This is a genomic window from Neobacillus cucumis (assembly GCF_002860255.1).
Classification (GTDB): domain Bacteria; phylum Bacillota; class Bacilli; order Bacillales; family Cytobacillaceae; genus Neobacillus; species Neobacillus cucumis_A.
This window is the reverse complement of record NZ_PGVE01000041.1, coordinates 92,065-118,807: the sequence shown is the minus strand read 5'-3', so window position 1 is coordinate 118,807 and position 26,743 is coordinate 92,065. Positions and strand designations below refer to the sequence as shown.

Annotated in this window: 22 protein-coding genes; 2 read left to right on the top strand and 20 right to left on the bottom strand. The window is 36.6% G+C overall.

Annotated features, from left to right (window positions below; all coding sequences use genetic code 11):
* Positions 1 to 424 precede the first annotated feature (424 nt).
* From CVD27_RS10420 to CVD27_RS10330, 19 genes are all read right to left on the bottom strand, one after another.
* Complete coding sequence (locus CVD27_RS10420; RefSeq protein ID WP_101647846.1) at positions 425 to 1,372, bottom strand: ABC transporter permease; 948 nt, start codon at positions 1,370 to 1,372, stop codon at positions 425 to 427.
* A complete protein-coding gene (locus CVD27_RS10415) occupies positions 1,369 to 2,877 on the bottom strand; it encodes a sugar ABC transporter ATP-binding protein (protein WP_101647845.1) in 1,509 nt (502 codons plus the stop codon). Before CVD27_RS10415 ends, CVD27_RS10420 begins: the two co-directional genes overlap by 4 nt.
* A gap of 64 nt (positions 2,878 to 2,941) precedes the next feature.
* The gene (locus CVD27_RS10410; protein WP_101647844.1) at positions 2,942 to 3,922 is read right to left on the bottom strand and encodes a substrate-binding domain-containing protein; all 981 of its coding nucleotides are present in this window, start codon (positions 3,920 to 3,922) and stop codon (positions 2,942 to 2,944) included.
* A gap of 44 nt (positions 3,923 to 3,966) precedes the next feature.
* A complete protein-coding gene (locus CVD27_RS10405; RefSeq protein ID WP_101647843.1) occupies positions 3,967 to 5,073 on the bottom strand; it encodes a Gfo/Idh/MocA family protein in 1,107 nt (368 codons plus the stop codon).
* 19 nt (positions 5,074 to 5,092) lie between these two features.
* Positions 5,093 to 5,878 (bottom strand): sugar phosphate isomerase/epimerase family protein, encoded by a 786-nt coding sequence (locus CVD27_RS10400; RefSeq protein WP_101647842.1) that lies wholly within the window; start codon positions 5,876 to 5,878, stop codon positions 5,093 to 5,095.
* A gap of 212 nt (positions 5,879 to 6,090) precedes the next feature.
* Complete coding sequence (locus tag CVD27_RS10395) at positions 6,091 to 8,631, bottom strand: GH39 family glycosyl hydrolase (RefSeq protein ID WP_101647841.1); 2,541 nt, start codon at positions 8,629 to 8,631, stop codon at positions 6,091 to 6,093.
* 163 nt (positions 8,632 to 8,794) lie between these two features.
* The gene (locus tag CVD27_RS10390; RefSeq protein WP_101647840.1) at positions 8,795 to 9,784 is read right to left on the bottom strand and encodes a sugar phosphate isomerase/epimerase family protein; all 990 of its coding nucleotides are present in this window, start codon (positions 9,782 to 9,784) and stop codon (positions 8,795 to 8,797) included.
* Positions 9,785 to 9,803: 19 nt separating this feature from the next.
* The gene (locus tag CVD27_RS10385) at positions 9,804 to 10,211 is read right to left on the bottom strand and encodes a C-glycoside deglycosidase beta subunit domain-containing protein (protein WP_101647839.1); all 408 of its coding nucleotides are present in this window, start codon (positions 10,209 to 10,211) and stop codon (positions 9,804 to 9,806) included.
* Between the two features lie 275 nt (positions 10,212 to 10,486).
* On the bottom strand, positions 10,487 to 11,740 hold the full coding sequence (locus CVD27_RS10380) for an MFS transporter (RefSeq protein ID WP_101647838.1): 1,254 nt from the start codon (positions 11,738 to 11,740) through the stop codon (positions 10,487 to 10,489).
* Between the two features lie 74 nt (positions 11,741 to 11,814).
* Positions 11,815 to 12,969: an FAD-dependent oxidoreductase gene (locus CVD27_RS10375; RefSeq protein WP_101647837.1), complete on the bottom strand. Its 1,155-nt coding sequence runs from the start codon at positions 12,967 to 12,969 to the stop codon at positions 11,815 to 11,817.
* Positions 12,970 to 12,990: 21 nt separating this feature from the next.
* Positions 12,991 to 13,746, bottom strand: a complete 756-nt coding sequence (locus tag CVD27_RS10370) for a cyclase family protein (protein WP_101647836.1) — start codon at positions 13,744 to 13,746, stop codon at positions 12,991 to 12,993.
* 25 nt (positions 13,747 to 13,771) lie between these two features.
* Positions 13,772 to 14,680, bottom strand: coding sequence for a fumarylacetoacetate hydrolase family protein (locus tag CVD27_RS10365; RefSeq protein ID WP_101647835.1), 909 nt, complete (start codon positions 14,678 to 14,680; stop codon positions 13,772 to 13,774).
* 15 nt (positions 14,681 to 14,695) lie between these two features.
* A complete protein-coding gene (locus tag CVD27_RS10360; protein ID WP_101647834.1) occupies positions 14,696 to 15,802 on the bottom strand; it encodes an alpha/beta hydrolase family protein in 1,107 nt (368 codons plus the stop codon).
* Between the two features lie 23 nt (positions 15,803 to 15,825).
* Positions 15,826 to 16,773, bottom strand: a complete 948-nt coding sequence (locus tag CVD27_RS10355) for a VOC family protein (protein ID WP_101647833.1) — start codon at positions 16,771 to 16,773, stop codon at positions 15,826 to 15,828.
* A gap of 210 nt (positions 16,774 to 16,983) precedes the next feature.
* Entirely contained in the window at positions 16,984 to 18,204 is a 1,221-nt protein-coding gene (locus CVD27_RS10350; protein ID WP_257984325.1) for a sensor histidine kinase, read from the bottom strand.
* 201 nt (positions 18,205 to 18,405) lie between these two features.
* Positions 18,406 to 19,602, bottom strand: coding sequence for a nickel pincer cofactor biosynthesis protein LarC (gene larC / locus CVD27_RS10345; RefSeq protein WP_101647831.1), 1,197 nt, complete (start codon positions 19,600 to 19,602; stop codon positions 18,406 to 18,408).
* A 50-nt stretch (positions 19,603 to 19,652) separates the two neighbouring features.
* The gene (modB, locus tag CVD27_RS10340) at positions 19,653 to 20,309 is read right to left on the bottom strand and encodes a molybdate ABC transporter permease subunit (protein WP_101647830.1); all 657 of its coding nucleotides are present in this window, start codon (positions 20,307 to 20,309) and stop codon (positions 19,653 to 19,655) included.
* A 7-nt stretch (positions 20,310 to 20,316) separates the two neighbouring features.
* A complete protein-coding gene (gene modA / locus CVD27_RS10335) occupies positions 20,317 to 21,117 on the bottom strand; it encodes a molybdate ABC transporter substrate-binding protein (protein ID WP_101647829.1) in 801 nt (266 codons plus the stop codon).
* 139 nt (positions 21,118 to 21,256) lie between these two features.
* Positions 21,257 to 21,505 (bottom strand): hypothetical protein, encoded by a 249-nt coding sequence (locus CVD27_RS10330; RefSeq protein WP_101647828.1) that lies wholly within the window; start codon positions 21,503 to 21,505, stop codon positions 21,257 to 21,259.
* A gap of 190 nt (positions 21,506 to 21,695) precedes the next feature.
* On the opposite strand from CVD27_RS10330, the gene CVD27_RS10325 reads away from it, so the two are divergent.
* Positions 21,696 to 23,699 carry an alpha-galactosidase gene (locus CVD27_RS10325; RefSeq protein ID WP_101647827.1) on the top strand — a complete coding sequence of 668 codons (2,004 nt, stop codon included), beginning with the start codon at positions 21,696 to 21,698 and terminating at the stop codon, positions 23,697 to 23,699.
* Positions 23,700 to 23,773: 74 nt separating this feature from the next.
* Here CVD27_RS10325 and CVD27_RS10320 read toward each other — a convergent pair whose 3' ends face one another.
* Positions 23,774 to 24,571 (bottom strand): DUF2935 domain-containing protein, encoded by a 798-nt coding sequence (locus CVD27_RS10320; protein WP_101647826.1) that lies wholly within the window; start codon positions 24,569 to 24,571, stop codon positions 23,774 to 23,776.
* A gap of 732 nt (positions 24,572 to 25,303) precedes the next feature.
* On the opposite strand from CVD27_RS10320, the gene CVD27_RS10315 reads away from it, so the two are divergent.
* Positions 25,304 to 26,692, top strand: coding sequence for an amino acid permease (locus CVD27_RS10315; protein WP_101647825.1), 1,389 nt, complete (start codon positions 25,304 to 25,306; stop codon positions 26,690 to 26,692).
* Positions 26,693 to 26,743 lie beyond the last annotated feature (51 nt).

Genomic DNA, 26,743 nt, shown 5'->3' with positions numbered 1-26,743 from the left:
CGCCTTCATATAATTAAACAGAGAACAGCAATATTTTAACCTATATAGCGAGTAACCAGGGGGGAATAGCAATAGATTAATAAAATATGTATAATTTTTAAACTATTTTTTATAAAATTCAGAAAAAAATTTAATAAAAAGCGATTTAACATACTTTTCATCTAGCTATTTTATCACATTTTCATCAGGAAAGATTAATTTTTTATAGGTCTGTCAACCTAGGTACTATTTACAAATAAAAAACAACCTGTTAAGAACAACAGGTTGCTGATCACATTTGGATGGAAGAAGCTGTGTTAATTGCTCCACCTTTTCTTCTACTGTCATTTTACCAATCAATTCATTAATTTTACTTTCTTCTCCTTATTAATCACTTTTTCCTCATTACTCACTTTTATCATCAATCTTCTTCCAATCTTCTACACTATCCATTTATTTTTTCTCTTTTTTGCAGTAATACGGCAATAATAATAATCATCCCTTTAACAAGACCTTGCAGATACGGTGAAACATTCATTAAATTAATGGCATTGTTTAACACACCTAAAATAAGCACACCAAAGAAAGTTCCCACAATACTGCCTTTTCCCCCAGACAGTCTCGTCCCACCAATAACAACGGCGGCAATAGAATCCAATTCATAGTTTAATCCCGAGCTTGAAGATGAAATAGAATTTAAACGTGAAGATTCAATAATAGCGGCAACTGCGACTAAACCAGAACAAAGCATGTAGGCCATTAATTTAATTCGGTCAACACGAATGGCAGACAAAATTGAAGCCTTTTCATTACTTCCTATGGAATATAAATAACGTCCGAATTTCATATGGTTTAAAAGAATGTACATCATAATCGTTAACAATATAAAGAGGTAAACAGGATAGGTAATCCCTAATAAATCCCCATTGGCGATATTGGTAAAACTAGAAATAGTCCCACTCACACTTCCACCATTTGCGAAATAAAGCGTTAGGGAGCGGGCCATTGCCATCACACCAAGGGTAACAATAAAAGGGGCAATCTTTCCCTTTGTGACCAATAAGCCATTTACTAAACCAATTAGCAAAGCACATATTATAGTAGAAATAATGCCAATGAAAAGGCTATGGGTGGAGTTTAGAACGGTTAGACCGCAAAATCCTGACAATGCAAGCGTAGCACCAACGGATAAGTCAAATCCACCAGACAAGATAACAATCGTCTGACCAAGAGCGATTATCCCAATAATGGCCGATTGCCTTAGAATATTTATTAAGTTATTTGCCTCTAGGAAATTCTCATTTACGATACTTGAGATAATAAAAATAATTAAAAAGGCGATTAAATAGCTATATTTGCCCCATATGGAAGAGAACCTTTGAGTTAGACTCATTTTTTGCTAACCTCCTTTATTTTGGCCCCCGTAGCATAGATCATAAGCGTTTCATCGGATGCTTCTTCCCTTTTTAATTCTGCAGTGATTTTTCCTTGAAACATGACATATATTCGATCACAAATTCTCCTAATCTCGCCGAAATCTGATGATAAAATAATAAAAGATTTGCCTTTCCTCGCATTTTCAACAATTAATTCATAAATATCATTTCTTGCTCCAATATCAACACCTTGTGTTGGATTATCTAAAATAATGACTTCCGTATCAGCTACGAGCCATTTAGCCAGAATAACCTTTTGCTGGTTCCCCCCACTTAAGTTCGCAATTGATGAATGAATATCTACAGCTTTAATATTTAGCTGTTGTTGATAAACCTGATAGGTTTGCTCCTCTTTTTTTTGATTGACAATTAGGGGTTCCGTAAATTTTTTTAAAGAAGATAGTGTCATATTTTGCAGTACACTTAAATCTTTAACAATCCCATTTTCTTTTCTATTTTTCGGAACAAACCCAATTCCATTTGAAACCGCACTTGTCGGATGCTTAACCTTTACTTTTTTACCTTTTACAATGATGTCTCCAAAATATCCAGTCCGGAAACCGAAAATTGTTTCAAATAGTTCTGTCCGGCCATCGCCGGATAGCCCCGTAAACCCAAGGATTTCTCCTTTTCTCAGAGAAAATTGAATATTATAAAATGAATGATGAGCAGATAGATTTTTTACTTCTAACAATATGTCACCTATTTCTCTAGTTACATATTGCTCCGTACTGCTAAGTTCCTTACCAATCATATATTTAGCTAATATCTCTTCCGTAACATCCCTTATATCACCTGAAGATGCTAGCTCTCCATCACGGAGGACAGTATAACGATCGCAAATTGATAAAACTTCTTTTAATTTATGAGATATGAAAATAATTGAATAGCCGGATTCTTTTAAATTCCTCATCACTTTAAACAGTTTAGTGATTTCCTTATCTGTTAAAGAGGTGGTTGGCTCGTCCATAATGATGATTTTGCTGTCCTGAAGAAGGGACCGGGCAATTTCTACAATTTGCTTCATCGAGACATCGAGTTCAAAAATAAGCTTTCTAGGATGTAAGTGAACATCAAGTAGATCTAATACCTTGCTTGTTTCTTGAACCATTTTCTTTTTTTCCAGAAATCCCAGTGCATTTGTCCTTTCTTTTCCTAAAAAAAGATTTTCATAGATCGTAAGATCACTTACCAGATTAAGTTCTTGATGAATAAAACCGATTCCAAATTGTTTAGAGGTATGAGGATTAGGGATGGACACTTTGTTTCCAAATAACTCGATAGATCCCTGATCGGGCTGAAGAATTCCCCCTAAAATATTCATTAAGGTACTTTTTCCTGCTCCGTTTTCCCCTAATAGCGCATGAATTTCACCTTTCCTAATTTCTAAATCGATTCCTTTTAATACCGGTACTCCATTAAAGGATTTTTTTATTCCAGACATTTTAAGCGCGATCTCCATTTAAATCCCTCCATGCGCGATAGGGCTGTCTCTAATAATTAGTGACAGCCCCTTTCTTAAAGTATTAATAGTTTGCATTCGGATCAAAATATTTATCTACATTGTCCTTTGTCACTTGTTCTGCTGGCAGGACTGTATCCTGTTTATCAGGAGCACTACCTTTGGCCATGTCAACTGCTTGATCAACGGCTGTTTTAATCATAAGCGGTGAGTAGGTGAAGGTTGCCAGTTCGATATCACTGGAATCTTTAATGGCCTGATAAAAGTCTTTAAAGCCGCCAGCACCTGTTACAATTTGAATGTCATCCCGTTTTGCTTCCTTAATAGCCTGCAATACTCCGATCGCCATTTCGTCATCAATTGTATACACGGCATCAATATGGGAATTAGCTTGTAGGACGTTTTGCATTACTTGGTAGGCTTTTTCTTTTTGGAAACTTCCGCTTTGATTAGCTACCACTTTGAGATCAGGATATTTCGATTTGATTTCATCCGTGAAACCGCCAACTCTTAGTGTATTAACAGAACTTGGGTCTGATGATATGATGGCTACCTTTCCTTTTCCATTAAGTTCTTCCCCTATAAAGTCAGCGGCATTTTTACCAATACCTGAATTATCGCCTTTTACTAAACCTGTATAATCTTTATTATTAAGTTCACGGTCGAAAACAAATAAAGGAATTTTAGCATCTTTAACTTCTTTAGCAACGGGCGTCATCGAGTCTGTTTCAATTGGCAGGAGGACAACGGCATCTACCTTTTTCGTGATTAAGTCCTCTACATCATTTGTTTGTTTATTCGGATTGTCTGCCTGAGAAACGACCATTTCAACCCCCAATTTTTTGGCTTCATCCTTTGCATTTTGAATGACAGCACCCATCCAGCCATGGTCTGCAGCCGGGAAAGACATACCAATGGTTATTTTTTCAGTGACATCCTTTTTGGTGGTGGAAGCCTTATCCGTACTGCTGCTGCCACACGCTGCTAATGAAATCGTTAACATTCCTGTAAGTGCGAAGGAGGAGAATACTTTAAATGGTTTCATTTTAAAAGACCCCTTTATTAATAGAAATAAATACTATTTTCTATCTATTTTATTTCTCTAAATGGAGAAGAGAACAAAAGAATATTGTCATTGCTATTTTCAAAGGTTACTGGTTTCTTCTTGTAAGCCGCTTTATAAAAATGGTCGATGATATTCATCATGTAAACACCATGTTCAGCAGGTGCGATTAATTCTTCACCAGATAAGATACATTGAACAAAATGCTCAAATTCATTTTTCAATTTAATATTAGGATTAAGAACTGGCGCTATATCAACACAGGTGTCCAATATTTCCGATTGGATCCTTACTTCACCATTAATCAGACTCACTCCGCCTTTTGTCCCTAATATTTCCACAAATGTTTTGTCTTGTTCAATATTAGAAGCCCAGCTAAATTCAAAATTTACAGTTGCCCCATTTTGAAATCCGATAAAACCTACCGCTGTATCTTCAACATTAAAGATACCGTTTGGATCCCCTTTATATCCGTTGCGATTACGAGTTGTTGTATGACTAAAATTTTGGTGAATGGCTCCAGTAACATAAGACGGTTCCGGCATCCCGATAAGATATAGAGCCAAATCAAGATAATGAACACCTAAATCAATCATGACTCCGCCGCCAGCACAATCCTTATTCGTAAACCATGTTCCTCTTCCTGGTATACCGCTCCGTCTAATCCAGCCAGCCTTTACTTGATAGATATCTCCTAAATAACCCACATCAATATATTTCTTTAAAAAAACCGCTTCATTCGTAAAGCGATTATTTAAACCAACCATAACCTTTTTACCTGATAGGTTCTTAGCATCGACTATTTTTTGTGCTTGTTTTGCATCTACAGCGAGAGGCTTTTCACAATGGACATGCACCCCTTTTAAAAGAGCATACGTTGAAATCTCAGCGTGAAGATAGTTAGGAGTACAAACACTGACTAAATCCAGTTCTTCATTGTTGAGCATTTCTTCATAATTCCCATAGACTTTTGGAATATTATATTTTTTTGCCAGCCTTTGTGCATTTTCTATATTTACATCACAAATGGCGACTAATTCAACATTTGGCAGGGTCATATAATTATTTAAATGTTTTCTTTCAGCATTACTGCCTGCCCCAATTAAACCATAACGTAATTTCTCGTTGTTCATTTGACCAATCCTCTCATTATTAGAATAATAGTTTCCTCATATACTCTATAGTGAAATCTATTCCTTTTTCGCCTAGTTCTCCCGTCCAAACCGGAGAATGCGGCTCAATGCTTAAGCCACCTGTATAACCTTTCACTCTTAGCAATGAAATAAAAGTTTTCCAATCTGTTTGGTCCAAACCAGCAGGTGGATCATCCACTCTCTGTCCATTAATAATCAACGAACCTTTTAAATGAACATGGTTGAAACGGTCACCCCAATCAAGTGTTTCTTGGAGGTAATCACCGCCAAAATACCGGCTATGTGAAGGATCAAATTTAATTCCTAAGTCTTTTAAATGACCATGAACAATCTTCCAAACTTCTGGATTATGAATAAAATTCACCTTTCGACAATTGTAGGTAGATATCTTTACACCTTTCGGCTTTGCATAATCAATAAGGAGGGAGAAAAATTGAATGGCTGCCGAACAGTTTTCAAAGAAAGATAATTCTTCAACATAATTACATCCGCTAACAAAATTAGTACATCCCAATTCACTAGCTGCATCAATTAGTTTGTAGCAACGTTCTAATTCTTCTTCGATAACCCTTCCATGCTCATCAATGCGTAATGATTTCCATCTTCCTATCGAAACAATCCCAATACCATATTGATCTTTCCATTTTGCCAGGTTCTTACGATTACGATAAAACGCATCGACATCCTGGCCTTCATTAACACAAACCTCTATAAAATCTAATCCTCTTTGCTTCGCTTTTTGAAAGCTTTCTTCTGTTGGAACAGCAATAATTCCAAGCTTCATTTCTAAGACCTCTTTCTAATATTGTTAATTTACAATCTATATAAATTATTGTTTGAGTAACGCTTACAATATTATTTTAATCGTTTTTCTTCATTACTTCTAACATCCTATTAACCAATTAAATATGAATTTTCATTCTTTTTTTCTTCGTAATAACTCAAAATATAAAAAGAGATTAAAAATCAACATCAGATTTTTAATCTCTTAATAATCTAGAGATCGCTAAATAACAAATTAAACTCAATTAGTCTTACCTCATGCGGTTGAAGCTTACCTTTTATCACAATCGATTGATTCTCTACAACATGATGCTCTACTTTCATATATGGAACACAAATCTGTTTTAAATAGTCGACTTCATCAGGTTTCATATCATCCACTGCACCAAATTTTAACCACTCGTCAAGAACACTTCCATGATTACGGTTTAATCTAAGTTCCTTTATCCGATATTTCCCGTTAACGAGTCCTTGAATTTCCAGGGAGAGGTTTAAAGTATCATTATTTTCAAAGATATCGTATTGTTCGTGAATCCCCATACTTCCTTCAGGATGTAAATAATAGGTGTAGTTAAAATGTTTGTAATTAAAACAGATCACTTGGTATCGATCGCCCGAACGCTTAGTAACAATATAATGGTCTCCCTTTGCAACAAAAATTTCTCCTAATTGTTTTAATAGAGAAAAGGCATGATAACTCGGTTTTTTTATTCCACTTTTCGTTACTAATCCTGCACCACCATGAAGTAGGTTTTTAGAATCTCTAAAATCACTAAAAATATCTGAGAACAACCAATAACCAAACATGTTTACTTTATTTTGATTTAGATTTTCAACAATATTCTTTACCATGTAAGATGCTTTAAAACAGCTATCATTTAGAAAGTTACGATTGGAAATCGAGATATTCCATTCTGTCACATTAAGCTCTAAGCCGTCAAACCCTGCTTTTTTTAAAGCTTTTCTTACTTCATTCAACTTACCCAAAACATAATTAGGATTGTTCGAATGTAAATTTTTTATCGGTACTCGATATTTATCGCGATCTATTTCAATCGGATAAAGGGATATGGAAAGAAAATCAGGTTGAATTTCTTCTTGTTTCCATAGTTCAAGCAATAGATCAAGTTTGTCACCTTCTAAATCCATACTTAATCCACACCCGCCTACCTTCGCTGAAGGAATAAGTTCTTTCGTATTCTTTTTAAATTCACTAAAGATATTAAAATACTCTTTCAATTGGCTCAGACCAACATGTTGATTATTCTTGACTTTATCTAAAAAATCTTCTTCATCTTGTACTGTTAAGTTAAATACATCCGTATGCGGTTTCCACATTTCAAAATACCAGGTTTCGACTTCTTCTATACCATAGCGTTCTATACATTGTAATAAAAAGGCCCTATATAGGTTTTTCCAATCTTCTAGTGATCTTTCACTAATGGTTTGGACAGCAATTGTTTCTCCAATCGCTTTTTGAATAATTTTAGGTTTAGGACCAATTTCAATAAAAGGTCTTAATTTATTTTTAACTAGAAAGTCTAATAATTTGTTCGTATTAGAAAAATTGTAGGTAATGGTTCCTCCTGAACGATCCTCTACTAACATATCATCCCCAAATAATCCCCAAAATCTAGCGTAAGTAAAACGGAGTTCGTTTTGCAGCAAGGTGATTTGCTCTTGCATATCTGAGTTTAAAAGATCTCTTGCATAACCTACATTTAAAAGTTTATTCCAATACTTTGTGTATGCCTCTAACTTTCCAATTTTAACAATTTCTGGATTAAGCGCCGCTTCTGTAGATGGAGGGAGTGTTTGAAATCTATGGTCCTCTGAACTTTTAAGATATTGTCTCAGCTCAGTAACTGCCTCATTATTATCTAGATTACTTATTTCTTCAGTAGAATCTACTTCTTTTTCGACCGTAGCTGACATTTTCTTTCGGTATTCTACTGGTTTTAACTGGTAGCTCTCATTAAAAACTCTGTTAAAGGCTGCTAAATTAGGAAATCCATTATCTAAAGCAATACGTGTAATCGGCTTATTAGAATTTACTAACTCATTAACGGCATGGGCTAGACGGATTTCATTTAAATATTGAGAAAATGTTTTCCCAGTTTGTTTCTTGAAAAATTTAGATAAATAAGGTATAGAGATATAATGGAGACCAGCAACTTCCTCTAACGTTAAGGGCTCTCGATAATTACTTTGGATATAATCCATGATTTCATATAATCGTTCATTTTGTCCTTTGCTAGTCGAATAGTTTTGTATTTCCAGTTGATTAGTACTTTTTAAGTATTTTAATTTTAATAATGAGATTAGTTTAAATGTCTTTTCTAAAGACTCCACTTCAGAATCTTGTTGTTGCTGCATATATACCGATAAAAGTTCTTCAATGACTACTCTAAAATCCTTGTCTGAAGAATGAGAGTGATCAATCGAATTACAATTGAAAACGAGATTTTTTTGAGAAAGTAATGAACTCAATTCCAAATAATTAAAATGAAAAACAACAAATAAATTATCCTTTTCAGACTGAAAAGAGTGAAATTCATTTGAATTCACCAAGATAAAGTCAGATAAGTTCAAATGATAGGTATTATTCGTGATTTTCACTTGAAGCTGTCCCTTTATCATATAGATCAATTCAATGTCTCGATGAGCATGCTCTAGATTACTTTTATTATTCATAACGGAAACCGTTATCAATTTTGAATCTATTGAAGATTGGAAAATGTGTGTACCACTCATTTCAATCACCTCTTTAAAAGCAAAAACTATTTATAAGTCTTTTATTTCTAAATATAGCACATAAAGAAGTCAATTCGACATTTTTTTATAATATTTAAGTAAGCGCAAATATTTAGCATTAAACATTAAATAGGAACCTTTTTCAAGGATCCTAACAATCATTTTATTTATTAAGTAAATTGCTTAATAAAACTTGATGACGCCTAACCTGCTCTACGCTGTCCACTTCCATATAATCTTGGATGTGACGGTTTCCTTCGTATTCACTGTTAATATAGCCTTCATATCCTGCTTCTGTTAAAACCTCGATAATCTCTTTATATGGAATACTAGGTTCCTTGTAGTTTTCTGTAATTTCATAAAATTTCCCATGAACATGCATAATATAAGGAATATAGTCTTTAAGGATTTTAGGATCAGTATAGACAAAGTGCTTAGCTAATTCTGCATATTCTACATCTTTTTTATTGGCATTCTTCATACTTTTTACGATATCAAATGTCTCTTGTTTATCAAGACCATTGGCATAGTTGTCACTGACCAATTGAATTATCTCAGGGGTAGCCCCATCACGAATATATCTTTGTTCCATAACAGGTAACATTCTCTTCACAAAGATGCCTAAGTCAGGCATAATCCCAAACCACTTTGTTCCACTCTTCATGATATATTCCAGTCTTTCTTCAAACCATGGTGTCCCAAAGGTGAAAGGAGCATGAACTTCAAGCGCAATTTTGACGCCAAACTCTTCAGCATAAGGCAGGCTTGCTTTTACGACCTCCAAGGGTGTGGAAACTAATGTTCTTAGCACCTTAAACCCTAGTTTATTGGCAAGCTTTAGATCCCGAACCATCATTTCCACATTTTCTTCTAGTGTTAACAATCGATTAGGGAATAATTTGTTATCTAAGAACGCATCATAAGCAACCGGTTCGACTCCATATTGATCCATCCAGCCAAACCACTGGTCAACAAATTGATCTTCTACCTTAGGAAATCCCGTAAGCATTTGTTCTGGCAGTAATTCAATCCCTGTCGCACCAGCTTTAGCCGCCTCAGCGATACATTGTTCTAAAGTTAACTTTCTTGTATAGTATTCTTCCTGGTAACTATATAATGAAACTCCGCGCTTAATGTTTGCTTGTTTGCTCATTTTAATACCCTCCTTTTAACTAAGCTATAATTCTATCTTCTTCAAGTGATATATGTTTGGTATCATCGCCGATATTAGGCCATGGTAAATAGGAAATACGTAAATTAACAACAGCATGTACTTTATGCATTCCTGCTTCTAGGCCACCTGGTTTTTTCACGAATAATGTTGCCTTTTCACCGAATTCCCAGCGATTATTGATTACTGTTGATAATTCATGATATGGAAAGCTGCCGGTTTCTACTGAAAAAATCATATCGTCATGCGCATAAGATTGATCATTTATCTCTAAATCAATACTATTAATTAATGACAAAGCAATTCCACGATAATATGGAATCCGTAACTTTACTTCAAAGCCAACTGCCTTTCCGTCTTCCACCACATTTCGAAAACCATCTTCGCAGACTAAGTACTGTTCAAACATGTATTTTCACTCCTTATTAATTCAAATCCACTTACAGAAAACGCTTACTATATTGTGTTCTATTTAAAATATACCTTTTCAATATCAATAAAACTATTTTGTTTTCTCCTCATTTCCATATACTTTTCTAACCATTTTCCTTTTTAAAAGAAAAAATGTATTCATATCAGATTAAAAATGTAATGTACTTTTTTAACCTATTCCAAATACGACTTAAATTAAATTTAACTTACAAAAAACAAAAAGGGAGGATTTTACACCTTCCTTTCCCACATTTATACTTGAGCTGGTACCTCATTATTGCTCGAATGTCTTAGTTTAATAGGTGCGGTTTCTCTTATGCCAAACGTGAAAAGAAACCCAACAAAAGCGGCGGCTGCGGTAACCCATAAAGGAGCCAAAAGTCCAAATCGATCAGCCAGTATGCCTGACACAGTTGGACCAAAACTGCCGCCGATAATTTCACTAGTTAGGATAACAAAACTTATGGCTGTTGCTGAAAAGGTCCTTGAAACAGACTCAGCTGGAATAATGTTCATAATTAATGGCTGGTAGCCATTTCCCAAAGAGAAAACAAGAATGGATATGAGTAGTACTCCGAAGTTGTGGAAAGAAAGGGCTATTGAGATAGGAAGGAAAATAGCTAATAAAGAGAATACTTTAATTGCAGGCAATCGACCAATACGGTCTGAAATAGCTGCACCCCCGAACTGCCCAATAAACATCATCAGACCCATGAGGCCTAATAACATGCGAATTTGTGCTTCCCCATAATTAGTAGCTTCAGCATAAATGGTAGGTAAAAAAGCAGTAAGTGATAAAATATAAATCATATTGCAAATACCAACAATTGTACTTAACCAAACATTTCTTGTCTTAAAAACACGAATGTAATCAGCTTTAGTTGGTTTAGACTTTATTGGTACCACATGAGGGGACATACTTGGCTTTGGCTCTTTTAAAAATTTCCAAATGATCAGACCCATTAGGATCCCCGGGATCGCGATGATATAAAAGGAGGATCTCCAGCCAAATGAAGCAGCAAGAGCAACGGTGAGCACAGGTGCTAATGTTCCTCCAATTAAGGATGAAGAACTTTGCACAATTCCCATATTTAGACCTCTTCTTTTTTCCGAAGACTCATGGATCACAATCGATTGAACCAACGGCATTACCGGGCCTTCCGCCAATCCCATGATCCCCCTTACTAATAGTAATGTAGCAAATGAACCGACAATCCCTGATAATAAGGTAGCAATTGAAAATAGAAACACAAAAATGACCAGCATAGGTTTCTTTTTACCTATAAAGTCAGAGAGACTTGCAAAAATCAAAGTAGAAAGGCCAAAAAATAACCCAGTGACAGAAACGGTTATTCCTAGTTGTGTATTGGACAATCCCAACTCAGGAGCAATTTTCGGAAAGATAAACCCTAAACTTAACCGATCTAAGAATACAAGACCAACAATTAAAAACATAGTAATTACTAGGAAATTTTCATAACGAAAAAAACCTCTTTGTTTTTCCATCAAACTGCCCCCTTCAATCTTATTACTAGATTGATATCATAATGGAAACGTATACAACATTGTATACGTTTCTATTATGTGTTTACCTCTGTTAAAAAAGGTTCATTCATTTTTGCAAGTGTTTCATAAACATACTTACCAACATTTATATTCTCATTCATCTGACCGTTCCAAGTAAGCAATTCCCATTCGACTAACTGGTCAGAATTATCAACGATCAGCCTGCATCGTTCATACCGCTTTTCCATGAAAACTTTAAAAGTTTCTTCAACCCCAAAGTTATGACGAAGGATATCCGCCAAAACAATGACATCTTCAATGGCAATGGAGGCACCTTGTCCTAGGTGAGGTGCTGTCCCATGTGCTGCATCTCCAACTAACAATACATTTCCTTTATACCATGGTTTAGGAAGCATATGCGTAAAGATTGGCCGATAAACTACCTGATTAGGGTCTGTTATTTGATTGGCCGCTTCTGCAATCGCACCACCGAATTCCGTCAGTCTCTCCTTCAGTAATACATGGAGTTGGTCATTTGGAAAGCGAGGATTACCCGGTTCATGAGTGGTTACCAGCAAATACATCTCATCCTCTGACATTGGAACCAAACCAGCTTTTGCTTTTTGCCCGTAATAGAACAGACCCCGGTCCACCTCTTTCGGGCGTGGAAGGGTGTAACGCCAGACTCCTTGTCCGCTATACTTTTGAACAATATCCCCAAACAATAATTTTTGAACCTTTGAGTTAGCTCCGTCCGCCCCGATGACCAAGTCATAGACTGCTGAAATGCCGTTACTTAACTCCACCTGTACACCAGTTGAGACATCCTCCAGCTTGTTCACGGTTGACCCCATATAGATTTTTGTTCCAGTATTCTCAACTGCATTCAAAAGAAATTCGTGAAGTTTCCTTCGTGAAATTCCGTTAACGCCCGGATAGCCTTCAATGACAGGCGAGTCTCCCTTGACCATAAAATGCCCTTGCCCAGTGTAATAATCGAAGCCTGGATAGGAATAGCCCTGCTTTATGCATGCATCTGCCAAGCCAATTTCATTCAGAGCTCTAAGGGCATTGGGGGGTTGAATAATCCCAACTCCGTATACATTCCACTCCAGTTCCTTCTCCACAATCTCCGCTTCAATCCCTATTTTGTGAAGGGCAACAGCTGCTGCTAAACCACTAATTCCTCCGCCAACAATGAGTACCTTTTTTACATATGGATTTGGCATTTTAAAACCCCTCTTTTCCTTTTAATCAATAATTGCGACAGCCCTTGTCCAGCCTGCACTTCCTCCTTTTATTTTTACCGGTAAAACAGATACTTTAAATCCAGATGTCGGTAATTGATCTAAGTTTGCTAGTTTTTCAATTTGACAATATTCTTTTTCTTTTCCGGCAAAGTGAGCTGCCCAAAGTACACCAGGTCGAGGATTTTGTTTATAGTCTTCAGCTTGGATGGATAACGGTGTATCCCAGCCCCATCCATCTGTTCCCATCACCTTTATACCTTGATCAATCAGCCAAAGAGTAGCTTCTGCGGAAACTCCTACATGGATTTCACTATAATTAGGCTGATATCTTTTTTTGTCTGCATCACAACGGATCATGACAATATCATACGGTTTTAACTCGTAATCTATTTGTCTAAGCTTTTCCTGAATATCTTCTGCTGTCAAAGTAAACCCTTGTGGTTTGTCTGTAAAATCAAGTACGACTCCATCGTTAAAAAACCATTCCAGCGGTAATTCATCAATTGTCCGGGAAGGTTTCCCTTCAGATGTCGGCCAATAATGCCAAGGTGCATCGACATGGGTGCCTGCATGACTTGTCAAAGTAAGGAACTCCCCAGCAAGCCCTTTTCGCTCAGGAAAATCATCCGGTGTGACACCGACAAGCTTCGCACCGAATTCCGCCCCTTCTTCATGTGTTTCAAAGCGAATAGAAAACGGAAGAGGATCTTTTAAATCCTCTTCAATCGAAACACTCAGGTCTACTATTCTAGCCATAAAAGTTCCTCTCCGTTCATGCTTCTTAAATAATTCTATTTTTCAATTTACCAAGACCCGTAATCTCTAATTCTACTTCATCTCCCGGCTCCAACCATCGGTGAACCTCTGTACCAAGTTCCATGATGCATCCGAACCCAACTGTACCTGAACCAATAATATCTCCAGGATATAAAGTGACTTCTTCTGATGCCCTCTCAATCATCTCGCCAAAAGTGTAATAAATATCCTTAAAGTTTCCCCGGGAAAGAATTTCACCATTTACCGCTGCTGTCATTTCCAAGTCGAATCGTCCATTTGTTTTAAATGGTTCTAGTTCATCTTTTGTTACCAGATAAGGACCAATTGATGTGGCGAAATCCTTCCCTTTTGCCGGACCCAAAAGTACCTTCATTTCTTTCATTTGGATATCCCGCGCTGACCAGTCATTTAAGATCGTATAGCCGAAAATATAGTCCTCTGCTTCATCAGCCTTGATATTTTTTCCTTGCTTTCCAATAATGCAGGCGAGCTCCAGTTCATAATCTAGGCGTACACATTTAGCTGGACGTTGCACTTCTTCCCTCGGCCCCTTCATGGCATTGGGATTTGAGAAATAAAAGATCGGCATTTCATACCATTCTGGTGCTACGGTATCTCCAGATCGCATGGTTGCATTTTTAACATGAGTCTCAAAGGCAACATAATCTCGGAAACTTACCGGATTCGGTAACGGTGCAGTTAAACGAATCTCTTCAAACGAATAGAATGAAAGTTCATTTGAACTAATTAATGCCTGTGCAATTGGCATGTATTGTTTGTTGTTTTTTAAAAAATCTCTCATATTATCAGGTAATTCCCCATTGGAAGCCATCTTCAAATCGATCACTCTATTTCCATCAAGTAAGCCTGCACGCTTTTGTCCTTCTGGATTATAAAAGGTAACGAATTTCATCAATCCACCTCCGAGCTACTTCGTTAACTGGTCTTTTAACCAGTCATACATCTCGTATGTTTCTGTGATATTATCGACTTGGCAGTGGGAAGAACCAGTGCTGCTTGTCGGTATAATTTTTAACCAGCGCGGGCAGGTAAGATCATTATATACATTGTAGGCGTTATCAACGGTATTTTGGCGGTCATCTTCGCCATGAACAATGTAAGTTGGCATTTGAATTTTTTCTGCCACTCCGCGTAAATTATAATGTTGCAGCTTTGCCCTTGCCGCCGGCATACCTTCCACACCAAAGATATGCTGAAGGATTTTAGCTAATGGATGGTGATCCGGGCGTTTTGCCCAGACATCGTTATAATCATAAACGGCCCCCCAGATCGCACATGCTTTAAACCTCGGCTCGAAGGCGGCACATCTTGCTGCCATATAACCCCCCATCGATACTGCCATCACTCCGATTCGCTCTGGATCCACATCCAGGTTATCAATGGCCCACTCGTAAGCCGCTGTACCAGCAGTATTATAATCATGACGCGAATGAATGTGATGGATTCTTAACGCTCCTCCCTGACCAGGACCATCAAGTGCAAGAAGCGAAATGCCCCGTTCATTCAAAAGCTGCGCAGGGCCATAGTATAATTCCTCTGCAGTAGAATCTAATCCGCCAAACATGATCATTAATGGCCCCTTACTTTGTCCTGGAGCTTCAAAATAATAACCTGGAAGCATCGCATGTTCAAATGGAATATTGATCGCCTTTGGCGGTGAAGCTAACAGCTCCCCTCCTTTTCTGAACGATTCTACTCCTTTTAAATAGGTTGGCAGTTTACGCTCATCGTCAGGCTGAAGAAAAAATTCTGCCGTACGGAAATAATTTGCTGCCCGTAGGAAACCGGACCGTGCTGTTTCTTTATATCCCTTATCCATCGCATCATTGGCAATCGTTAATGATTTATTCCCAAGTCCCATCCATTCTTGATGAAAGCTCTCATATTCTCCTAATTTCATCCGGCTGGCAGCGTCAAGTATTTCATTTACTTCGCCACCGCCGAAATAGGATTGGCTTATCATTCTGACAATCTGGTATGACCACATATAATTTTCCGGAAAGAAATGCCACATTTCGTTAACTCCTCCTGTTGTTATTATTTAATTACTTTTCCTGATGCGTCCCAAGGCATTTCGCGGCCCCATGCATCGTTTGGATTTTCAGAAAGACTCCATCTGTAAGGACCAAAATCAGGTGCAAACACAAGATGGGCTCCGGCATATAATTCAAAGCGGTTGCCGCCTGGCTCATCTACATAAAAGAAAAATCCTTCTGCAAGGGCATGACGTGTCGGTCCTCCCATTGCCAATTCGTAACCGCTTTCTAAGATATGGTCGGCCGCTAGTAATACCTCTTCTCTGCTTTCTACAGCGTAACAAACATGGTTAAAGCCGCCAGGTTTGCCACTATGACCCTTTAAAAATGCGATATCATGCGAAAGGTTTGTAACAGATAACCATGCACCAATTTCAGGACTGCCAGGTTCTTCGGCATTTAAAAAGATACCTTCGTTATAGCGGAAACCAATATTTTGATAGAATTCGCGGTCTTTTGATACATCATTACTAAAAAGTGTAATGTGATCGATTCGACGTGGGGAAATACCGCGACCTGGATTTTTTTGCGGACGGTTTTTCCATTTACTCTGAAGTTGATCAGGTGCTTCATATAACTCAACTTCCCAAAAAATCTCTTCAAAGTGACCATCAGGTGAAGTAAATTGATAGGCCCTTCCGTGTCCAAGATCGCCTTCAATCCAGCCAATGCCTTGTCCAAGCTTTTCAATATGAGCAGCCGCTTCTTCGAGAGCGGCCGGACTGTCAGCGCGCCAGCCAATATGACCAAGTCCCGGTTCTTTTCCTTCTGTTATTTTCAAACTGTGGTGATAATGCTCCCCCCACGCTCGAAAATAAACGGAATTCTCTGTTCTTGCTGATTCTTCTAATCCGATTATATTTTTAAAAAAATTTGCTGATTCTTCCAGCTTTGGACTAATTAATTCAACGTGAGCAAGATGAGAAAAAAAGTGTGGATTTTTATACATGTTTAACTCCTCCAAATAAAATAATCATAAACAAACCTTCCGTATGAAAGCGGTTTATTTATGATTATTATAAAGAGGTTTTAGTTTAAAAACGTTCATTTTTTTGTCAAAATTAATATCAATTTTTATCTTTTTCTGAATATACAAAATACGATTCTTCTTATAAAACAAAAAGTGCGATAAGAATATCACACTTTTTGTCCTAATAAGCTAAACAGGAATAGATATAGTAAAAGTTGTCCCTACCCCCACTTCACTTTCTACATGTATTTTTCCATTTACTTTATTGATTGTACTATAAACCATGAGCATTCCAAGACCGGTTCCTTCTTTTTTAGTAGAATAATAGGGACTGCCTAATCGTAAAACATCCTCCCTTGTCATTCCTACACCGTTATCTTGTATTTTAATCACGATGCTTTTCTTTTGCTCCGAAACATCGATGGAAAGTACCCCGCCCTTGTCTCTCATCGCTTCAATGGCATTCTTATATAAATTAATTAAACATTGCTGAATTTGGTTTTTATCATATTTAAAAATTAATGTATTTTTAAATGAATGTTGAACGTCCACTTGATGCATATTTGCATACGGAGTAATAATGTTTTTTACATACTCCATTTCATCTTTTAGATTGTATAGGATCATATTCTCCGATTGTGGTTTTGCAAAAGCCAGAAAGTCACTTACAATATTTTCAGCTCTGTTTAATTCTAATAATGCATACTCAATAAAGCTTTTTTCTTCAGTGGTAATCGTTTGTGATTTTTTTAAAAGCTGAAGAAATCCGTTTGTTACTGTAAGTGGATTTCTAATTTCATGTGAAACACTGGCTGATAAATCACTGAGGACATTGAGCCGTTCAGCTTGTATGGAAGAAATACGGGTATTAATATTATCAATAATTTTCTCTAGCAGTATCATGATAATGATCATTACTAAAACATGAGTAGGAATTGCATTAATTGTCAAAATCCAGAATTCCTTATTTAATGCAGGTAATTGAGCTGCCAGTGTAGACAGGTAGAGTACCATTGTAAAAACGGCTACAAGTACAGCCCACAAAATACGTTTGTTAGCATTTTTTGCAATAAACCATTTACTTAATAACGGCACTAAAATAAATATTACAGTTGAGAAAAGAAACGATTGGAGTGTGCCTGCCCCACCAATAATCCAACGATAGATATTTAAGACTATATATAATGGAAATGTATATTTATATCCTCCAAAAAGGGCCATAATGATAAATGGTATATAGCGCAAATCAAAAATAAATCCAATTTTTAATCTAATTGGGAATGCCATACATAAAACCATTGAAATAGCCGAAAGGAGTATTAGACAATATTTGTTATATGTATGTTGTTTGTTTTCAAAAAATATTAGAAAAATTAAAACTGGAAAAAGCAGAAATAGAAAGTTTAACAATAAAGATTCTATCAAGATAAAACTCCTCCAAAGAAGCTGAATACATATAATTCTTATTATAACTAGATTACTAGTTTACTACATAAATGGATATTCATACAAAATTATTTTATATTACCTTACGTTTCTTTAGAGACTTCAGCAAGTAAAAAGGTTGAACACTTTTCTCAAATAAAGTTACCTGAGGAAAGTGTTCAACCCCTAATTCATTGCTAATTTCATGGCATATTGGTAAACAAGTTGAAACGGTACCTGATGCTTCCTTGCTGCTTTTGCTACATCCTCGTATTCTGGCGCTTGGTGCAGCATTTTATGCTCCCTATAAGCCTGCTTTACTCTTATTGGTCCGTATGGAGTGGCTACTTCAATAAATCTTCTCTCTAGAATATTACGACTCCACATACTTCTTCTAACCCCGAGAGTAGTAGTTTCCTCTAATAATACGATTTCACAATGGTCGGCTAGTCCCAAAGGTACCAAAACCGTTACAAGTGTTCCAGGCCGATTTTTCTTCATATAAACAGGCGTATAAAAGACATCAAGAGCACCTGCTGCTAAGAGCCTTTCCAATGTATAGCCAAGGCCTTCTCCTGTCATATCATCGATTTGCGCTTCTAGCACATAAATAGATTCCCTCTCCTGCTTGGGAGATGTCTGGATGGCTGATGGACTCATTAGTAAAGCTCTAAATACATGAGGATAATCAAACTCTTGTCCCCCCGCTCCGTACCCAATCTCTTCCACCACGCCTCCACCAATTGTCATAAATTTTTTTACAAGGGCCCGTAAGATTCCGGCCCCTGCAGGTGTTGTTACTTCTTCATTCACATTTAGTTCAGCAAGCGGTATTCCTTTTAACAACTCCAGCGTAACCGGTGCCGGAATAGGGTAAAACCCGTTTTCCATGGTCTTTGTTCCATAACCTGTAGATACAGGTGAGGCATAAATCTCTTCGATTCCGAGACTTTCTAGAGCCAAGCATATTGCGATTGTTTCTACAATCGATGCCATCCCTTCTGCCTCTTGGAAAAGGACTTCCTTGGGTTCTTTTCCCTGAAGTTTTCCTTCAGCAAGGGTCATTTCACGAATGATGGCATGACTGCGTTCTTTTACTCTTAAGGGCAATTCACTTTTCTCAATCATTTTCCATATCTCTCCTGCACTCTGAGGGCTGGTATTAAGAAGTAAATTATGATTTACTGACGGAAAACAGATTCTTACTTTCTTAGCTGCTATGCAACCTTTGTTAACCTTTTGTACTTCTATTTCAAAAGGCTCGATCGGTAATTTTCTCAACTGTTCTACCATGTAGGAGAGATCGGCTCCTAAATCGAGAAGAGCTGCAAGAGCTCTGTCTCCTGCAATACCTGAGATACAATCAAGATAGAGGGTTTTCATGTTTACATCCTCCATGCTTTCATTTTTTTATATCATAAAACGGCTTCCCGTTACGATTTCATTATTTGTAACACTATTAACATGAAAAAAGAAATAACAACCAAACAGAGAACCCATAACCAAGCCAATTCCATATTTCCTGAGTCAATCGCTACATAGATAGCCGTTGAAATGGTTTGAGTTTTTCCAGGAATGTTACCGGCAAACATTAAGGTAGCTCCAAACTCCCCTAAGGCCCTTGCAAAACTGAGTATTATACCTGAAATGATTGCTTTTAAGGCAAGTGGAATGGAAATTTTCATGAATAATTGTAATTCGTTCGCACCGTCCACACGAGCGGCATTCTCAATGTCCTCATCAATTGCTTCAAACCCGGTCTTGGCTGATTGGTACATTAAAGGAAAAGCAACGACAGTTGAGGCAATAACCGCTGACCACCATGTAAACATAACAGGATGTTTAAAAATCCATTCTATCAATTGTCCAATCATACTGTTCTTTCCAAATAAAACAATTAATAAAAATCCTACAACTGAAGGCGGTAATACTAACGGTAAAAGGAAAACTGTCTCTATTACAGCTTTCCCTTTGAATGTTGTATTAGCCATCAGCTTTGCAAAGAATAACCCTAAAAGTAATACCCAAATGCCCGATACAAATGCGACTTCAATCGAAAGTTTGACTGGTGACCAAAAATCTGTTGTCATAGTAAGATTACTCTAATCCTTTAAACCCATACTTTGTAAAAGTCTTCAAAGAGTTTTCATTTTGAAGATAATCATAGAATAATTGAGCTTCTTTAGGATGAGTACTGTCCTTTATCACACCTGCTGAATAAACAATTGGAGCGTGCGTTTTTTCTCCAGCAGTTGCTGCAATCTTTACCTTTTTTGAAATCAATGCATCTGTTTTATATACAATTCCAGCGTCAACATTTTGTGTTTCTACATATGTAAGGACTTGACGAACATCCTTGGCATAAACTACTTTTCCTGCAACAGTCTTCCAGACATTTAAATTTTCTAAGGTTTCCTGTGCATATTTTCCTGCTGGGACTGCCTCTGGTGTACCAATGGATAGTTTATTGATTCTACTAAGATCTTTAAATGAATTAATCCCTTTATTTGAGTCATTTGGAACCACAAGAACTAGTTCATTTCCAAGTAAATCTTTTCCTTTTGATTGATCAATGAGTCCATCTTGAATTAATTTATCGAATTTATCTTCAGCGGCAGAAAAGAAAAGATCCACCGGCGCCCCCTGTGATATTTGTTGTTGAAGTGCCCCTGACGCACCAAAGTTATAGTTTATAACCACATTCGGATGTTCTTTCTGAAAAGCCGCTTTAATGTCATTTAAGGCATCTTGTAAACTAGCTGCTGCTGAAACTGTCAATTCTACTTTCTTATGAGTATTTTTTTCTTTCGATAGATTAGACTTATCATTGTTTGAACATCCAGTAATCGAAAATATTAATATTATTAGTAAGATAAATATATAATTTCTCTGTTTCATTCCCTTACTCCCATTCTGACAATTTATATTTCGTATATGTTTATTGTAATTAGTTATTACAAAAAACTAAAGAAGAAATATCTAAATAAAAAGAAGTCTGAATGGATTCAGCCTTCTCTGTTTGTTGTTAATATATGGATTAAAGAACAAGCAAATATTGAATAAGCCCTGGGGAAAGCGGCGTTATAGCCTGAATGTGATAGCCGATACTTAGTAACTGTGACAACGTTTCTGCACAATTTTGCCGTGGAGGTTCAATGGGAGCATGATAACTTTTGTAAAGATTAATTAATTGATTATCGTTTGTACAGTGAAGCAAGATCACATGTTTACCCGTCCACGCTTGACCAATTATTGGTTGAATTTGTGTTTCTCTTATATTCCTCATAAATTACACCCTCACTCATTAATACATTACACTATGAAAAATATGAATCTAATGTTCTTGATAAACATAGCTCGATAAAATATTGGAACATATTGTTCATTAAAATAAAGGGCTTACTATATTAAAATAGAATTAAATTTTAATAATTTGTGTCTATATCGATTCAACTTTTCGACAAGAGGAGGTTTTTATGCTTAAGAAAATAATCTCAACAATGTTCTCCTTCTCAATTGTATTTTCTGGAGTTTTTCCCCTTGCAATGTTTGAACCAGAAGAAGCAAAAGCTTCCTCTTACAATAATTTGGCTGAGCGGCCTTTTATGGGCTGGAGCAGCTGGAGTTCAATCCGGAAAAAGCCAACGGAGAAAAATATAAAAGCAGCAACAGATATTATGGCAGAGAAATTTAAGTCTCATGGGTATGAATTTGTAAACCTTGATGATTACTATCAGCTAAATTGGACCACTCACGTAGACAAATATGGCAGATGGGTGGTAGACCCAAAGAAATTCCCGCATGGAATGAAAACTGTTGGTGACTATATCCATAAAAAGGGATTGAAGTTTGGTCTGTACGTTACTCTCGGTATTCCTAAGGGAGCCATCGATCAAAACACACCGATTGAAGGTACATCCTACCATGCAAAAGATATTGTAGACTATAGCAAAGGGCAAAAAGTCAGTTTTAATTTTGACAATATGTATTCTATTGATTACTCAAAGCCAGGGGCTCAGGAATATATTGATTCATGGGCTAGACTGTTTGCTTCCTATGGGGTAGATTATCTAAAAATTGACGGGGTTCGCAACGAGGATATTCCAGATATTGAGTCTTGGGCAAAAGCACTGAAAAAAACAGGAAGACCTATTCATGTAGAGTTATCAAACAATCTGGACATCAACTATGTTTCTACCTGGCAGCAATTATCGAATGGCTGGCGGACAGACCACGATGTGGAAGCCTATGGAACACCCACGCATACCAATTGGAAAAAGGTATCCCGAAGATTTGATGATGTTGCGGAATGGCAGCCTCATGCAGGTCCAGGCGGATGGAACGATTTGGATTCACTTAATGTGGCAAATGGAAGTAAGGATGGTTTAACGGAGGATGAAAAACGTTCGTATGTATCTCTATGGGCGATTGCTACTTCACATTTTGTGATAGGCAGTGAATTAACGAAACTAGATAATTATGGATTGAGCCTTCTTACGAATGACGAAATTATTGATGTGAATCAAAGTGGAGTCGCAGGAAAACGTTTATCCAAAACATCTACTTCTCAAGTATTCTATCAAGAACTGCCAGATGGTTCCTATAATATAGGTCTTTTTAATACAGGTCTAAAAACACAAAATATAGAGGTCCATTGGGAAGAGTTAGGGTTTCAGGGATTTGCTATGGTGCGTGATTTATGGAGCCATGAGGACGTAGGAAATTTCGAGTCAGGATTTACTGCAAAACTTTCTGCCCATGCATCTCAAATAATTCATGTGGTTCCGGATTCTGTACTTACTGTTTCCCCCAAAAGCGGTTCAACCGAAATTAATCCGTCAAAAGTTACGCTAAATTGGGATACAGAGGACAGTGTCAATAGATACCATATACAGGTATCGACAAATCCTAATATGACAAATATTATTTTTAATCAAACGGTTTCCGCCAATTATATCAATATTCAAGACCTTTCAAAAGAAACACGCTACTACTGGAAAGTGTCCTCCATAGTTGATGGAAGTGAAGCACAACTAGGAATTTTTACTTTCCATACAAAGATGACTACTGTCCCAACTGCACCAGATTGGTTAATGGTAAACAAGAATAAAAAGGAAACGGTTTCTCTTAATTGGAACCCGACTAAAGGTACAACCTCCTATACCGTCTATCGCAAAAAAGCAAATCTGTTGGGAATGAGCAGCTACAAACCAATAGCAAAGAATTTAACTAATCCAAACTTTATGGATAAAACCGTTAAACATGGAACCAGCTATTCATATGTCATAACCGCAAGTAATTCGGTAGGTGAAAGTGAAAAATCCTTTGACGTGCAAACAGATCACCACCAAATAACAATTCAATTAATTACTCTTTTAATAGGATTTCTATTCTGTGTGTTCCTTGCTACAATCTTCAGGATTAGGAGAGACAAATCTAAATCTATTTTTGTTGAAGGTCAAAATAATAAAACGGCTTAATAGATAAAATCTTTAACGAAAGGGATAGTTCGTATAACTATCCCTTTCATGTTACATTGTTATTTTACTCTTTTTTAATCCTGAAGACGAGGTTTTGTAGGATCACAGTTTGGTGGTTCAAGACTCGCCGATTCTGCTAACTTCATAAGATAATAACATTCTTCTCGAAACATATGATCCGCCATTAAAGGTGCAAATGTTCCTAATGCTTGTTTGCTTAATTCTAACTCTTCGATCTCAAGCAAAAAATTCTGGAATAACTTGATTTCTAATTGGGCGTCTACATTCATTTTTGTTAATGCTGGAAACGCATTTAATCCTGTTCTTAAATACCCGGCAAGTTCTACAGCTTTAAGATAAAAACCTTCAAAATCCTTTAAAAACAAATTACTTTTCTCTTTTAATTTCTTTTCCACTCCATCTAAATTGGAGGAAATCGCCTCCGAGTGACCCGCTGCGTCTAATATCCATAAAAGATGATGATGGAGTTCATGATATATTGGAGGAACCTGCCCTGTTTTTAGATGATTTAATATTCTTACATACTCTTCTAATTCATTAACCATATGATTGATAAAGGTGGGAGAGAGATGAATTTTGATTTTGCCAATAAGATGTTTCCTAATTAAGTCAAGTTTGAATTCTCGTAAATGATTCACTTCTTTCTCTGCTTCATTTGTTAATGAAACCAGATCAGCCGATTTAGCACGTTCAAGAAGCGTATCAAATATTTGAATAAAGCTTGAGGCCTTTTTTATTTCCTCAACCTGATCCGGTACAAGGGCCTCAAAAATAAACCTAGAATGATCACCTAAAATTTGGAGCCAAAAACGATGTTCAAATCGTGCTGTCCTTTCAAAGACGTCATTCACGAATACCCCTCCCGATAAAGACCACATTAATTAGATGTTTATTCTCCTTACTTCTTAATAGAACAACTTTAATCATTATTCTTAATGACATAATAAAAGAGCCCTTCATAGCCGAGGGCTCTTAAACAAATGATCTATAAGTTGCTTTTTGCTTTAATAGTCTTAATTTCTGGTTCTTAGTTAAGATTCTCCATAATCTTGCTTTGAATACCATAATCTACCTCTCCTCTCAGAGATCATGTATTTTCATGTCATTTTATAAATATTCAGCAAAGAATAAAGTAGTTGTGTATTTATTTTAGCAAACATATTGTGTAAAGGAAATTTCAAAAAAACGACTAAATTTACCCTGAATTTACAATATTTACGGAAGATCCTACATATAAAATGCAATAAGAACGTTTTCTTCAAAAAAACACCTCTATTATTGTCGAAAAATGAATTAAAAAATTTGATTAAATATGTCAAGAATGTGAACTTATAAAAAAAGGTTTTTATAAAAAAATAGAATAAACACTGTGTTATAGGTAGACATAGTGTTCTTTTAGTAACACAGCTTCATAGTTAATAAATTAAAAATTTATATAATTTATTTTTAATGAATATTGATTTTTTTAAAAATAAATTATATTATTAGTCTCGTTGATTTTACTTTCGACAATTTTTGCACTTTTTTATTAATCCTATTTTCGCAATATTTTAACAAGGAGTTTTAACAGAAGGGAAGTTTCTATGGAGATTTTTAGAAAAAAATCCATACAGGATTTAATTAATGAAGCAGGTAAAAAAGATGTTACCTTAAAAAAGGAACTAGGCGCTTTTGATTTATCCATGCTGGGGATTGGTGCCATTGTAGGAACAGGTATCTTTGTTCTCACAGGTGTGGCTGCAGCCGAACATGCTGGTCCAGCTCTTATATTATCCTTTATTCTATCAGGGTTGGTTTGTATATTTGCTGCCCTGTGCTATGCAGAATTTGCTTCTACTGTTCCTGTTTCCGGGAGTGCATACACATATAGTTATGCAACATTTGGAGAATTCATAGCCTGGATATTGGGATGGGATTTAATTCTCGAATATGGATTCGCCTCCGCCTCAGTGGCCAGTGGCTGGTCTGGGTATTTTCAGGGGCTGATTGCCGGTTTCGGAATTCACCTGCCAAAAGCAATCTCTAGCGCATTTAATCCAGCAAATGGAACCTATATCGATGTGCCCGCAATCTTGATCACATTTATTATTACTCTCCTATTAACTAGAGGTGTAAAACATTCGGCACGTTTTAATACCATAATGGTTATCATTAAATTGACCGTAGTTATTATTTTTCTATCAGTTGGCGCATGGTATGTAAAGCCTGATAACTGGACACCCTTTATGCCCTTTGGATTTTCAGGTGTAGCCGCTGGCGCTGCAACAGCGTTTTATGCCTATATTGGTTTCGATGCTGTTTCAACTGCAGCAGAGGAAGTGAAGAACCCGCAAAGGAATATGCCAATTGGCATTATTGCCTCGCTCGCGGTTTGTACAATTTTATACGTGGCTGTTTCTGCTGTATTAACTGGTATTGTTCCTTACCAATTACTCGATGTAAAAAACCCGGTATCATTTGCATTAAATTATATTCATCAAGACTGGGTTGCAGGATTCATTTCCCTAGGAGCTATAGCTGGAATTACAACCGTCTTAACGGTAATGGTTTATGGGCAAACTCGTTTGTTCTATGCCATCAGCCGTGATGGTTTACTTCCAAAAGTGTTTTCAAAAATAGATAAGAAAAAACAAACACCCGTTGTAAATTCATGGATTACCTGCCTGCTTGTCTCCATATTTTCTGGTCTGATTCCACTAGGAAAGCTTGCTGAACTAACGAATATCGGTACTTTATTTGCATTCATGTCAGTTTCAATTGGAATTTTATATCTTCGTAAAACCCAAGGAGCACCAAAGCGTGGTTTCCGTGTTCCTTTTGTACCTTGGATCCCGATAATCGCTTTTCTATCTTGTGGATACCTAGTACTTCAGTTGCCTGCTCTAACTTGGATTAGCTTTTTGGTCTGGTTAGTCATTGGTTTAATCATTTATTTCAGTTATGGAAGAAAGCATTCAACCTTAAATCGGTAGATTTTTAAAAGGGCCTTCTGTGAATAGTTTCAGAAGGCTCTTTTATTTTTT

Bases quoted from the DNA above. Each gene is read 5' to 3' on its own strand.
- CVD27_RS10420 (WP_101647846.1), bottom strand. From the start codon at position 1,372: ATGAGTCTAACTCAAAGGTTCTCTTCCATATGGGGCAAATATAGCTAT.
- CVD27_RS10415 (WP_101647845.1), bottom strand. From the start codon at position 2,877: ATGGAGATCGCGCTTAAAATGTCTGGAATAAAAAAATCCTTTAATGGA.
- CVD27_RS10410 (WP_101647844.1), bottom strand. From the start codon at position 3,922: ATGAAACCATTTAAAGTATTCTCCTCCTTCGCACTTACAGGAATGTTA.
- CVD27_RS10405 (WP_101647843.1), bottom strand. From the start codon at position 5,073: ATGAACAACGAGAAATTACGTTATGGTTTAATTGGGGCAGGCAGTAAT.
- CVD27_RS10400 (WP_101647842.1), bottom strand. From the start codon at position 5,878: ATGAAGCTTGGAATTATTGCTGTTCCAACAGAAGAAAGCTTTCAAAAA.
- CVD27_RS10395 (WP_101647841.1), bottom strand. From the start codon at position 8,631: ATGAGTGGTACACACATTTTCCAATCTTCAATAGATTCAAAATTGATA.
- CVD27_RS10390 (WP_101647840.1), bottom strand. From the start codon at position 9,784: ATGAGCAAACAAGCAAACATTAAGCGCGGAGTTTCATTATATAGTTAC.
- CVD27_RS10385 (WP_101647839.1), bottom strand. From the start codon at position 10,211: ATGTTTGAACAGTACTTAGTCTGCGAAGATGGTTTTCGAAATGTGGTG.
- CVD27_RS10380 (WP_101647838.1), bottom strand. From the start codon at position 11,740: ATGGAAAAACAAAGAGGTTTTTTTCGTTATGAAAATTTCCTAGTAATT.
- CVD27_RS10375 (WP_101647837.1), bottom strand. From the start codon at position 12,969: ATGCCAAATCCATATGTAAAAAAGGTACTCATTGTTGGCGGAGGAATT.
- CVD27_RS10370 (WP_101647836.1), bottom strand. From the start codon at position 13,746: ATGGCTAGAATAGTAGACCTGAGTGTTTCGATTGAAGAGGATTTAAAA.
- CVD27_RS10365 (WP_101647835.1), bottom strand. From the start codon at position 14,680: ATGAAATTCGTTACCTTTTATAATCCAGAAGGACAAAAGCGTGCAGGC.
- CVD27_RS10360 (WP_101647834.1), bottom strand. From the start codon at position 15,802: ATGTGGCATTTCTTTCCGGAAAATTATATGTGGTCATACCAGATTGTC.
- CVD27_RS10355 (WP_101647833.1), bottom strand. From the start codon at position 16,773: ATGTATAAAAATCCACACTTTTTTTCTCATCTTGCTCACGTTGAATTA.
- larC (WP_101647831.1), bottom strand. From the start codon at position 19,602: ATGAAAACCCTCTATCTTGATTGTATCTCAGGTATTGCAGGAGACAGA.
- modB (WP_101647830.1), bottom strand. From the start codon at position 20,309: ATGACAACAGATTTTTGGTCACCAGTCAAACTTTCGATTGAAGTCGCA.
- modA (WP_101647829.1), bottom strand. From the start codon at position 21,117: ATGAAACAGAGAAATTATATATTTATCTTACTAATAATATTAATATTT.
- CVD27_RS10330 (WP_101647828.1), bottom strand. From the start codon at position 21,505: ATGAGGAATATAAGAGAAACACAAATTCAACCAATAATTGGTCAAGCG.
- CVD27_RS10325 (WP_101647827.1), top strand. From the start codon at position 21,696: ATGCTTAAGAAAATAATCTCAACAATGTTCTCCTTCTCAATTGTATTT.
- CVD27_RS10315 (WP_101647825.1), top strand. From the start codon at position 25,304: ATGGAGATTTTTAGAAAAAAATCCATACAGGATTTAATTAATGAAGCA.